Annotated in this window: 12 protein-coding genes; 5 read left to right on the top strand and 7 right to left on the bottom strand. The window is 73.2% G+C overall.

Annotation, left to right across the window (positions count from 1 at the left end; all coding sequences use genetic code 11):
• The first annotated feature begins 104 nt into the window (after positions 1-104).
• The gene (locus ACFWP2_RS25865) at positions 105-923 is read left to right on the top strand and encodes a methyltransferase domain-containing protein (protein ID WP_380455449.1); all 819 of its coding nucleotides are present in this window, start codon (positions 105-107) and stop codon (positions 921-923) included.
• Between the two features lie 59 nt (positions 924-982).
• Here the strand turns inward: ACFWP2_RS25865 and ACFWP2_RS25860 are convergent, their stop codons facing one another.
• Both ACFWP2_RS25860 and ACFWP2_RS25855 read right to left on the bottom strand, forming a co-directional pair.
• The gene (locus ACFWP2_RS25860; RefSeq protein WP_380455447.1) at positions 983-1,249 is read right to left on the bottom strand and encodes a hypothetical protein; all 267 of its coding nucleotides are present in this window, start codon (positions 1,247-1,249) and stop codon (positions 983-985) included.
• Between the two features lie 107 nt (positions 1,250-1,356).
• Entirely contained in the window at positions 1,357-1,722 is a 366-nt protein-coding gene (locus ACFWP2_RS25855; RefSeq protein WP_380455445.1) for a hypothetical protein, read from the bottom strand.
• 229 nt (positions 1,723-1,951) lie between these two features.
• Between ACFWP2_RS25855 and ACFWP2_RS25850 the strand changes: the two genes are divergently transcribed.
• Together ACFWP2_RS25850 and ACFWP2_RS25845 are read left to right on the top strand one after the other, a co-directional pair.
• Positions 1,952-2,905, top strand: a complete 954-nt coding sequence (locus ACFWP2_RS25850) for a phosphatidylinositol-specific phospholipase C (RefSeq protein ID WP_380455443.1) — start codon at positions 1,952-1,954, stop codon at positions 2,903-2,905.
• A gap of 157 nt (positions 2,906-3,062) precedes the next feature.
• On the top strand, positions 3,063-4,331 hold the full coding sequence (locus ACFWP2_RS25845; protein WP_380455441.1) for an alpha/beta hydrolase family protein: 1,269 nt from the start codon (positions 3,063-3,065) through the stop codon (positions 4,329-4,331).
• A gap of 209 nt (positions 4,332-4,540) precedes the next feature.
• Here ACFWP2_RS25845 and ACFWP2_RS25840 read toward each other — a convergent pair whose 3' ends face one another.
• From ACFWP2_RS25840 to ACFWP2_RS25830, 3 genes are all read right to left on the bottom strand, one after another.
• Positions 4,541-5,281 (bottom strand): hypothetical protein, encoded by a 741-nt coding sequence (locus ACFWP2_RS25840; RefSeq protein ID WP_380455439.1) that lies wholly within the window; start codon positions 5,279-5,281, stop codon positions 4,541-4,543.
• An 89-nt stretch (positions 5,282-5,370) separates the two neighbouring features.
• On the bottom strand, positions 5,371-5,949 hold the full coding sequence (locus ACFWP2_RS25835; RefSeq protein ID WP_380455437.1) for a PadR family transcriptional regulator: 579 nt from the start codon (positions 5,947-5,949) through the stop codon (positions 5,371-5,373).
• Between the two features lie 46 nt (positions 5,950-5,995).
• Positions 5,996-8,038, bottom strand: coding sequence for an FAD-dependent oxidoreductase (locus ACFWP2_RS25830; protein ID WP_380455435.1), 2,043 nt, complete (start codon positions 8,036-8,038; stop codon positions 5,996-5,998).
• A gap of 279 nt (positions 8,039-8,317) precedes the next feature.
• Between ACFWP2_RS25830 and ACFWP2_RS25825 the strand changes: the two genes are divergently transcribed.
• Positions 8,318-9,556: a monooxygenase gene (locus tag ACFWP2_RS25825; protein WP_380455433.1), complete on the top strand. Its 1,239-nt coding sequence runs from the start codon at positions 8,318-8,320 to the stop codon at positions 9,554-9,556.
• Between the two features lie 69 nt (positions 9,557-9,625).
• Here ACFWP2_RS25825 and ACFWP2_RS25820 read toward each other — a convergent pair whose 3' ends face one another.
• Together ACFWP2_RS25820 and ACFWP2_RS25815 are read right to left on the bottom strand one after the other, a co-directional pair.
• Positions 9,626-10,201: a TerD family protein gene (locus tag ACFWP2_RS25820; RefSeq protein WP_360337509.1), complete on the bottom strand. Its 576-nt coding sequence runs from the start codon at positions 10,199-10,201 to the stop codon at positions 9,626-9,628.
• Positions 10,202-10,331: 130 nt separating this feature from the next.
• Complete coding sequence (locus ACFWP2_RS25815; RefSeq protein ID WP_380455430.1) at positions 10,332-10,748, bottom strand: hypothetical protein; 417 nt, start codon at positions 10,746-10,748, stop codon at positions 10,332-10,334.
• A 105-nt stretch (positions 10,749-10,853) separates the two neighbouring features.
• Between ACFWP2_RS25815 and ACFWP2_RS25810 the strand changes: the two genes are divergently transcribed.
• A complete protein-coding gene (locus ACFWP2_RS25810) occupies positions 10,854-11,147 on the top strand; it encodes a hypothetical protein (protein WP_380455428.1) in 294 nt (97 codons plus the stop codon).
• Positions 11,148-11,221: the final 74 nt, after the last annotated feature.

The following is an 11,221-nucleotide window of genomic DNA, read 5'->3' as shown; positions in this document are numbered from 1 at the left end:
ATCGGCACGCCAGGCTCAACGACCGGCACCCCATCGGGATACCGGTCGCATCACCACATCATCCGAACTCGTTATGTGCGAAGGACGGGTCTAGGGTGACCGCCATGAGCGACCCGCTCCCCACTTCGCCCTTCCGCACCGCCAACATCGACCCGGCGCTCACCGACCGGCTGGTCGCCGTGCTGGACGCCCAGGCCGCCAACCCCGGGGTACGGCGGCTGCGCGCGTGGGCGCACGCGCGGCTCGCCGTACGCCCCGGGGAGCGGGCGCTGGACGTCGGCTCCGGCACCGGGTCGGAGACCCAGGTGCTCGCGACGGCGGTCGGCGCGCAGGGCCGTGCCCTCGGCATCGAACCCCACCCCGGGCTGCGGGCCGTCGCCGAGCAGCGGGCCACCGAGGCCGGCAGCGCGGCCCGGTTCCTGGACGGCGACGCGCTCGCCCTGCCCTTGCCCGACGGCGGGTCGGACGTCGTCCGGTGCGAGCGCGTCCTCCAGCACCTCGCCGACCCGGCGAAGGCCGTCGCCGAGATGGCCCGGGTGCTGCGCCCGGGCGGCCGGGTCGCCCTGCTGGACACCGACTGGGCCACCTTCGTGCTCCACCCGGTCGCCCCGGAGGTCCGCCCCGCGCTGGCCGCCGTCGCCGAGGGCACCGCCGCCACCCCGGACGCCGGACGCCGCCTCGCGGGCCTGCTGGTCGACGCCGGACTGACCGTCGACCACCTCGGCGCCGACGTCCTGCTGCACGACTCCCGTACGGTCAGCGAGCCGATCGTCCGCGGCATCGGCGCGGCGGCCGTCGGGCGCGGCCTGATCACCGAGGAGCAGTGCGACCGGCTCTACACCGACCTCGACACGGCCGCCGCGCACGGGACGTTCCACCTGTCGGTGGCGATGTTCGGCGCGGTCGCCCACCGGCCAGGCTGACCCGGCCTCGTCCTCGTCGGTCTGGTGCTCCGGCGCTTCGCTCAGGGGCGAATCTTCGCTCAGAGCCGGTGCAGCGCCGCCTCGCAGAGCCGGCACCGCTGCTGCTCCAGCTCGGGCGGGTACCACGGCTCGCCCGGCCGGGCGGGACGGTAGTGGGCGTGCTCCATCGGGGCGGTGTCCAGCCCGCAGAAGGTGCGCGCCTGCGGGTCCTCCGGGACGTCCGGGTCCTGGCCGGCGGCGTGCACCGCGACCACGCCCGGGCCGACGCCCTCGGGGCCGAGGGACTGGTCCGGGGCCATTTCGAAGAGGACGACGATCGCAGCCACGGTCCCACCGTGGCGGGCGGCGGCCGTCCGCGCATTTCGATCTTCACCCCACCGACGGGTCGGGCGGGGAGCGGAAGCAGGGCAGGGCAGGGCAGGGTCCGGGGCGGCTACCCGCGGTAGCAGAGGCCGCCCGGGTCCGCGTCCGGGGAGCCCATGACGAGATCGAACAGGATGAACAGCGCCACGGTCGCCACGATCAGCACCGCCCACTTGACCTCCGGCGCGAGCTTCTTCGGCAGCACCGCTGTCAGCGCGGCCTGGAAGACGATCAGCAGCACCGTCATGCCGAGCCAGGCCGTAGACAGGAGCACCCACGTCGCCGCATGGGTCGGCGATTCCCTCCCGACCGGGCAGTCCGCCCACCGCTGCGAGACCAAGACCGCCTCCGACAAGGTGATCACCAGCGCCAGCACCGGCCCGGCGAGGAGCCACCCGCAGCCGCCCGTTCTTCCGTCGTCCGTCGATGCCGCCATCCGTACTCGCCCCTCTCCTCCGCGCTCCCGTTCAGGACACACACGCCCCACGGGCCCGTCCGGTTCCCGCGCCCCGGGCAGCCCGGACCGACCGTCGCCCCGCCACGGAACGGGCGAATCGCCCCCACGCGTCGGGATCGTGGCGCCGCGGGCCTGTCGAAGCAGTGGCCGCGTGCGCCAGGATGGCAGCGCGCCTCGGACGACCGACCGGACCCCAAGGAGCCGCACCATGGGCATCGCACGTCGTGAACTTCTCAGGTGGGGCGCGGGATTGGGCGCCGCCACCGTCACAGGCCTCGCCCTGCCCGGCACCGCCTGGGCGGCCGCCGGCGCCACCACCCCGCGCGGCCTGCCGACGGACAGCTGGATGAGCCGCCTGGACGGCAGCCTCTCCCTGCTCGACCTCACCATCCCCGGCACCCACGACTCCTGCTGCGAGAACCCCGCCTACGGCACCGAGTGGTCGCACACCCAGAACTGGGGAATCCCCCAGCAGTTGACCGAGGGAGTCCGCTTCCTCGACATCCGCTGCAACGGCCTCCAGGGCGCGCCCGACGAGCTCGGGATCTACCACTCCGACGCCTACCAGCACATCCGGCTCCAGGACGTACTCGACCGGTGCCGGTCCTTCCTCCAGTCGCACCCCGGCGAGACCGTCCTGATGCGCCTGCGCAACGAGCGCTCCGGCGGCCAGTCGCTCGACGACACCGAGTTCATGCGGCGGGTCAACCACTACCTCGACGATCTGGGCTACCGCGGCCTGTTCCACTTCCACGGGTGGCCGACCCTCGCCACCGCCCGCGGAAAGGTCGTCCTGATCGCCGACTTCGCCAACCCGTGGGGCCTGATCGACTGGTCCAGCGGCGAGAACGGCTGGTTCGACACCCAGGACCTCTGGCAGACCGGCGGCCTCGACCCGCTGGGCACGAAGGGCCAACGCATCGTCGCCCAGTTCGACAAGGCCTTCCTCAACCCGGCCTACCCGAAGATGTTCGTCAACTTCCTTTCCTACGCCGGTGGTTACTGGCCAAAGACCAGCTCCCAGGCCCTGATGGACCGCACGGTCCACCCGTACCTGAGCGCCCGCACCCAGCAGCGCGCCCGGTTCGGCATCGTGCCGATGGACTTCCCGGACTTCCACGTCAACGTGCTGCAGATGCTGATCGACAAGAACTTCGTCTAAGCGGGGGCGAGCAACGGGCAGGCGGCAGGCGGAGAATCTCGCCCGGCCGCCTGCCGCATCAGCCCGGGGATGTACATCCCCGGGCCAATGCGACCTGACGGATGATCAATCCGTGGGCCGATGCCGCCCGCGCGCCCCACGTGACAGCGTTCCGCGCATGGACACCACGCCGACCGCCCGCCACACCGGACCGACCCGCCGCCGCATGCTGGGCACCGCGCTCGCCCTGGGCGCCGTCGCGCCGCTGGGCCTCGCCCGCACCGCCTCGGCCGCTCCCGTTCCTGCCCCCGTCCCTGCCCCCGTCCCTGCCTCTGCCTCGCCCGCCGCCGCCTCCCCCGCGCGGCTCACCCTGCCCGCACCCACCGGCCCCTTCCCGGTGGGGATGGTGCCGCTGCACCTGCGCGACGAGTCCCGGCTCGACCCGAACGCCCGGCCCGGAAAGTACCGCGAGCTGATGGCCACCGTCTGGTACCCGGCCAGGTACGCGCCCGCGGACGCCGACGCGTACCCGCTCGCCCCCTGGATGACCGACGGCGCCCTGAAGGCCTTCCTCGACGACGCCGGCTACCCGCTCCCCCTCGCGCTCGCGCCGCTCACCGCCGGCCACCAGGGCGCACCCGTCCACCGGTCCGGCCGGCCGCTGCCCGTCGTCCTCTACTCGCACGGCGCGGGCAGCCACCGCGCCGACCGCACCATCGTGGTCCAGGAGTTGGCCAGCCACGGCTTCGCCGTCGTCACCGTCGACCACACCCACGACGGAGTCACCGAGTTCCCCGACGGCACCGTCGTCACCCGGGACGGCGTCGCCCCGGGCCTGTACCCGAGGGACTACGCCGCCGACCTGCTCTTCCTGCTCGAACGGGTCACCGACCTCGCCAACGGCCGCAACCCCGACGTCGACGGCCGCACCCTGCCGAACGGCCTGCTCGGCGGCCTCGACGCACGGAACATCGGCGCCTGCGGCTGGTCCAAGGGAGGCACCGCCGTCGGCCTCGCCATGGTCGCCGACCAGCGCATCCGCGCCGGGCTCACCTTCGACGGCCGGATGGAGTCGAACCCCGCCATCACCACCGACATCGACCGTCCGTTCATGATGATGACCGCCCAGTACACCCGGGCCGCCAGTCCGTACGTCGAGACCTTCTGGGGCCACCTGCGCGGCTGGCGCCTCGACATCCAGGCCATCGGCGCCGTGCACAGCTCGTACGGCGACAACATGACGCTGATCCCCCAGGCGGGCCGGCTGCTCGGGATGACCGACCAGCAGATCCAGTCCGAGGTCGGCACCCTCGACCCCGCCCGCGGCGTCCTCATCCAACAGGCCTACCCGCGCGCCTTCTTCGACCTCCACCTGCGGGGCCGCCACTGCGGCAACCTGCTCGACGGCCCGTCGAAGGCCTTCCCCGAGGTCGTCTACCACCCCTGAGCCCACCGGGGGCGGCCGCCACGGGGGTGCGGCCGCCGTCCCCGACCGGGCCACCGCTCAACCCTCCACGATGTCACGATGACCGGATCGTTGCCGGACGAGCGGCGACCGTCGGCCATGAGGCGGTGCCCGCTTCCCTCGCGGGAGACGGGCACCGCACACGACTACACGGCGTAGGCCTTGTCCAGGTTGTCCGAGTGCGGGCCGGGTCAGACGGGCCGGCCGTCGGTGGGGGTGGCGGTGGGGGGTGTGGTGCTGCCGGCGTGGGTGCCGAGGGTGCGTTCGACCTTGGCGACGGCGGTGCGGTACTGCATGGAGGCGGTCTGCTCGGAGGTGCCCTGGCGTTCGAAGAAGCCGAAGGCCATGGCCACCGTGCCGAAGCGCTCGATGCCGACGTAGCCGTTGAGTTGGACGCCGGCCAGGCTGCCGTCGAGGTGGACGGCCGGGGCGTCCTTACGGTCGCCGAGGGTGACCGGGGTGACGGTGAAGGTGACCTCGTCGTCGGTGCCGCCGTTGAAGGTGATGCTGTGGCAGGTCTTGAGCGCGTCGGCGACGGTGTTGAAGTCGGCGGCGAGCCGGTCGGGCGCCTCGGTCGCGAGGACCTGGGTGGTCATCGGGTTGCCGTCCGGGCCGTCGAGTTCGACCGCGGCGTGCGCGACATCGGTGCCGGTCTGGGTGGCGCGCATGTTGATCAGGGCGCTGAGCGCCGCACAGCCCGCCACCGGGGTCGGGTTCTCACCGGGGCTGGGGCTCTGCGTCACCGGGATCTCGGTGTAGCCGGGGCCGAGGTCGGCCGCGGTCAGCAGGGCCGACTTCAGTTGGTCGGCGGAGGGCAGTGGCTGGGCGTCCTGGTCGGGTGCGGCCGACGCCGACAGGGCGGACGGGCCCAGGACGACCGCCACGGCGACGGCCGCGGCGGCGAGGGCGTGGATGGGCCTGGAACGAGGCATGCGGGCCCCCGGTCGAGAGTTCGGGCAGGGACAGCCACCAGTGTCCCACCGGGGGCCGGGCAGGGCGCGCGGGCTGGTGTCTCCGCAGGTCAGGAGCCGTTCGCGGGGTCGGCGGACGACGTGGGGGCCTGAGACGGAGAGGGAGGAAGGTCTTCGAGGGTCTCGGCGAGCCACTGCACCCAGAAGGTCTCCAGTCCGATGCCGGCCCGCAGCACCGCGTGCTGGAGCCGGGCCCCGGCGTCCGTCCGCTCGGCCGGGAAGTCGCGCCGCTCGATCTCCCGGTAGTCGGCCAACTGCTCGCGGTGCAGCACGAGATGGCGCTCCAGCTCGGCGGCCAACCCGTCCGTGCCGACCACCGCGGCCGCCCGCAGCCGCAGCAGCAGGGGCTCCCGGACGGCGCGCGGCGCGGCGCCCTCGGCGGTCCAGCGGGCGAGTTCGGCGCGGCCCTCCGGCAGGACCTCGTACTCCTTCTTCTGTCCGCGCACCGGCGCTTCCGGCTGGAGGGCCCGAATCTGTCCGGAGGCCTCCAGCCGGCCCAGCTCGCGGTAGATCTGCTGGTGGGTGGCGGGCCAGAAGAAGCCGATCGACTTGTCGAACCGCCTGGTCAGCTCCAGCCCCGAGGACGGTTTCTCCAGCAGGGCGGTGAGGATGGCGTGCGGCAGCGACATGGGGTCGATCGTACGGGCCACGACGCAGGCCCGGGCGCGGGACGGGTCAGAGCGCGGCGGCCAGTTCGGTGCCCTGCTTGATGGCCCGCTTGGCGTCCAGTTCGGCGGCCACGTCGGCGCCGCCGATCAGGTGCACCGGCAGGCCGCGCTCGCGCAGCGCCTCGTACAGGTCGCGGCGCGGCTCCTGGCCGGTGCAGAGCACGACGGTGTCGACGGGAAGCAGCTGGCGCTCGCCGTCCACGGTGAGGTGCAGGCCGGCGTCGTCGATCAGGTCGTAGGTGACGCCGGGGACCATCACCACGCCGCGGTGCTTGAGCTCGGTGCGGTGGATCCAGCCGGTGGTCTTGCCGAGGCCGGCGCCGACCTTGCTGGTCTTGCGCTGGAGCAGGTGGACGCTGCGCGGGGGCTTCGGCCGCTCCGGGGCGCGCAGGCCGCCGCGCTCGCGGTAGTCCGGGTCGATGCCCCACTTGGCCTGGAACACGGGAGGGTTGAGGCTGGCCGCGTCGCCCGGGTCGGTGAGGAACTCGGCCACGTCGAAGCCGATGCCGCCCGCGCCGAGGATGGCGACCCGCTCTCCGACCGGCGCGCCGTCCCGCAGCACGTCGAGGTAGCCGAGCACGCTGGGGTGGTCGATTCCCGGGATGTCGAGGGGAGTTCGGGGGGTGACGCCGGTGGCGAGGACGATCTCGTCGTGGCCCTGCTCGGCCAGCTGCTCGGCGGTGACGGTCGCGCCGAGCCGCAGTGTGACGGCCAACTCGGCCAGCCGGGTGCGGAAGTAGCGCACCGTCTCGTCGAACTCCTCCTTGCCGGGGATGCGCCGGGCGATGTTCAGCTGCCCGCCGATCGTCTCGGCGGCGTCGTACAGGGTGACGTCGTGGCCGCGTTCGGCGGCGGAGACGGCGAAGGCCAGGCCGGCCGGGCCGGCCCCGACGACGCCGATCCGCTTGCGCGACCGGGTGGGCCCGAGGACGAGTTCGGTCTCGTGGCAGGCGCGCGGGTTGACCAGGCAGGAGGTGATCTGGAGGCTGAAGGTGTGGTCGAGGCAGGCCTGGTTGCAGCCGATGCAGGTGTTGATGGCCTCGGCGCGGTCGTCCCGGGCCTTGGCGACGAAGTCGGCGTCGGCGAGCAGCGGGCGGGCCATCGAGACCAGGTCGGCGCTGCCCTCGGCGAGCAGGCTCTCGGCGATCTCGGGGGTGTTGATGCGGTTGCTGGTGACCAGCGGGATGCCGACGCGGCCCATCACCTTCTTCGTCACCCAGGCGAAGGCGCCGCGCGGCACCGAGGTGGCGATGGTGGGGATGCGGGCCTCGTGCCAGCCGATGCCGCTGTTGATGATGGTCGCCCCGGCGGCCTCGACGGCCTGGGCGAGCCGGACGACCTCGTCCAGGGTGGAGCCGCCGGGCACCAGGTCGAGCATGGAGAGGCGGTAGACGATGATGAAGTCCTCGCCGACCCGCTCGCGGACCCGGCGGACGATCTCCACCGGGAAGCGCATCCGCCGCTCGTACGTGCCGCCCCACTCGTCCTCGCGGCGGTTGGTCGCGGCGACGATGAACTCGTTGATCAGGTAGCCCTCGGAGCCCATGATCTCGACGCCGTCGTACCCGGCGCGGCGGGCGAGTTCGGCGCAGCGGGCGAAGTCCTCGATGGTCTGCTCGACCTGCTCGGCGGTGAGCGCGTTGGGCGTGAAGGGGCTGATCGGGGCCTGGATCGCGCTGGGGGCGACGAGGTCGGGGTGGTAGGCGTAGCGGCCGAAGTGCAGGATCTGGAGGGCGATCTTCCCGCCGGCGGCGTGCACCGCGTCGGTGACCGTCCGGTGCTTGTCGGCCTCCTCCTCGGTGGTCAGCATCGCGCCGCCCTCCCAGGGGCGCCCGGCCTCGTTGGGGGCGATGCCGCCGGTGACGATCAGGCCGACGCCGCCGCGGGCCCGTTCGGCGTAGAAGGCGGCCATCCGCTCGTAGCCGCCGGGGGCCTCCTCCAGGCCGACGTGCATGGATCCCATGATCACGCGGTTGGGCAGGGTGGTGAAGCCGAGGTCGAGCGGGCTGAGCAGGTGCGGGTAGCGGCTGCTGCCGGGGTGGGCGCTCATCGACGTCTCCTGGGGCGCGGGCTGGGGGTCGTTGTTACCGCAGGGTAGGGGACGGGCAGGAGGTATGCAACTAGTTGCATAAGGCCGGACGGGCACATCGGCCGGACGGGCACATCGGCCGGGCGCGCCGAACCCGCCGGACACACCGGCCGGCCCTGCCGCACCGGCCCGCCGGAAGACCCCCGGATGCTTCGAACACACCGCCGGAGCCCGCCCGGCGGCGTATCGTCGTGTCCCGGACATCTCAAGGGACATCGCGAGCTCGGGAGAGGAGCGACCGTGCGGGGTGGCTCGGTGGCCGTCGTCGGGGGCAGCATCGCCGGGAGCGCCTTCGCCGGCGCCGCGGCCCGGCTCGGCGCGGAACACGTGGTGGTGCTGGAACGCAGCCCCGGCCGGCTGGAGGACCGCGGCGTGGGGCTGTGCACCCACGACGACCGCTTCGACGAACTGGTCCGAACCGGGCACCTCGACGCGGACACCCGCCGGCACCGCCTCACCGTCCGCCGCTGGGTCACCCGGGGCGCGGCCGGCGAGGGCGACGGACCGGACGACTGCGGACGGCTGCTCTGGGCCCAGCCCTTCCCCTTCCACTCCCACCACTGGGGCGTGCTCTGGCAGGCGCTGCGCGAACGGACGCCCCCGCAGGTCGAGTTCCGGCTGGGCACCACCGTGACGGCCGTCGGCACCGGGCCGGACGGCGCCTGGGCCGAAGCGGACGGCGTCCGCGAGACGTACGACCTGGTGATCGGCGCCGACGGCTACCGCTCGGTGGTCCGCGCCGCCGTCTGCCCCCAGGCCGAACCCGGGTACGCCGGGTACGTGTGCTGGCGCGGCAGCTACGACGCCGCCCTGCTCGCCGAGCTGCCCGGCGGTGCGGCGCCCTGGCCGGAGGAGCAGGCCATCACCGCCTGCTACCCCGGCGGCCAGGTGGTGATCTACCGCATCCCCGGGGTCGAGCCCGGCCGCACCCAGGTGAACTGGGTGTTCTACGCGCCCACCCCCGCCTGGCTGCGACTGGACGGCCCGACCAGCATCCCGGCGGGCAGCCTCGGCGACGGACAGCTGGACGAACTGCGGCAGCTCGCCGAGCGGCACCTGCCGCCGTACTGGGCCGCGCTGGTCACCCTGACCCCGCGCGAACGGACCTTCCTGCAGCCGATCTACGACCTGGCGGCCCCGTGCCGCACGGCCGGCCGACTGCTGATCGGCGGGGACGCGGCCACCGTGGTGCGCCCGCACAACACCAGCGGCGTGGTGAAGGCGGTGCAGGACGCCCACGCCTTCGAACTGGCGGGACGGGAAGCCGACTTCTGGGCGGCCCTGCTGGCCGCCTACGACCGCGAACGGACGGCGTCGGGGCGGGAGTTGGTGGAGCTGGGCCGCACCCTCGGCCGGTCCCAGGTCACCGGGGCGCCGGACTGGTCACGGATGGACGAGCCGGCCATGACCGCCTGGTGGCAGCACCAGTTCACCACCGGCGGGGGTTTCGGCGGCCACGCGCTCGGCCGCACCGGCTGAGCGGGCCGGACGGCCGGTGCGCCCGGGCCGCCCGATTCCGCCGAAACCCCGTCAACTCACGCCGGAACGTCAGACGTTGACGCCGTAGTCGGTCGCGATGCCGCGCAGGCCGGAGGCGTAGCCCTGGCCGATGGCGCGGAACTTCCACTCGTTGCCGTTGCGGTACAGCTCGCCGAAGACCATCGCGGTCTCGGTCGAGGCGTCCTCGGTCAGGTCGTAGCGCGCGATCTCCAGGCCGTTGGCCTGGTTGACGATCCGGATGAACGCGTTGCGCACCTGGCCGAAGTTCTGCAGCCGGGCGTCGGCGTCGTAGATCGACACCGGGAAGACCACCTTGGCCACGTCGACCGGGACGCGGTCCAGGTCGACCTTGATCTGCTCGTCGTCCCCGTCCCCGCCGCCGGTCAGGTTGTCGCCGCTGTGCTCGACCGAACCCTCGGGGCTGCGGAGGTTGTTGAAGAAGACGAAGTGCTGGTCCGAGACCACCTTGCCCAGCGCGTTGCACAGCAGCGCGCTGGCGTCCAGGTCGTAGTCGGCCCCGGTGGTGGTGCGCACGTCCCAGCCGAGACCGACGATCACGGCGCTCAGTCCGGGCGCCTCCTTGCTCAGCGAGACGTTGCCGCCCTTGGCCAGCGAAACTCCCACAATGCCCTCCTCGGATCTCTCCCTGTGGACGAATCTACAACACTGTAGAGATCACGAGAATCCGTCGGAAGGTGGGGCCGCCCCGGGAATTTCTCCGGGTCGCGTCCGGGAACCCGGCCGGTCACCGCCGTCACTGCACGGCGTCGATCTCGATCCGCAGCGCGCCGTTCTCGGCCGCCGCCCTGCGGCCCCAGTCCAGCAGCAGGCGCAGCACCTCGCGCTCGGCGGCCGGGAGCCGGGCCAGGTCCACCTGCTCGATCTCCCGGACCAGCGCGGCCGTCGACGGCTGCCGGATCCGGCTGCTGAAGTCGAGGTCGGGCTCGTGGCGGGCGAGGGTGGGCAGGGTCCGCGCGCCCAGGCGGCGCAGGACGGCCCGCAGCGCGCCGCCGTCCGCCCAGGCCTCCAGCCGCCCGAGCCGCGGCGCCGGGCCGGCCTTGCGGCCCGTCCTCGCCTTGACCGGCACCCGGTACAGCCCGAGGACGTACTCGTCCTCGGCCACCTCGTCGTCCGGCCCGTACGGCCGCAGGCCACCCGCTGTGCTGCGCATGTCGAGCACCCTAACGACCACCCGCCCTAGACTGGCAGTGGCTTTCCCCGCCTCCGCCCTTCCCCCGTTCCCCCCTCGTCGCAGGCCCTGTCGCCGGAGGTCCCGATGCGCCAGCGGTACAGCTTCCACCTCGACCAGGGCGGGCACTCGGTGACCGTCAACGTCCGGTCCGGCTGGATCACCGAGACCGAGCTGCTGGTCGACGGCAAGGAGTGCGCCTTCCACCGCGTCCATGGGCACGGCGAGTACCCGCTGACCCTCGCCGCGCAGGTCGCCGAGGAGCCGCCGAAGCCGCTCGCGGTCCGACTGGACCGCACCGGGCGGGCCGAGCACCCGCTCGCCTGCGTCCTGGAGCTGTCCGGCGCCGAGCACCCGATGCCCGAGCGCACCGCGCGCTGAAACACCCCGTTCGGGTGGTTTGCCCGCAAATAGCAGGAAACCGTACGATCGCGGGTCGGACTCCATCGAACCGA

Source organism: Kitasatospora sp. NPDC058444 (assembly GCF_042721415.1).
Classification (GTDB): Bacteria; Actinomycetota; Actinomycetes; order Streptomycetales; family Streptomycetaceae; genus Kitasatospora.
Note: the sequence above shows the minus strand (reverse complement) of the source record. Positions and strands in the feature narration are given on the sequence as shown.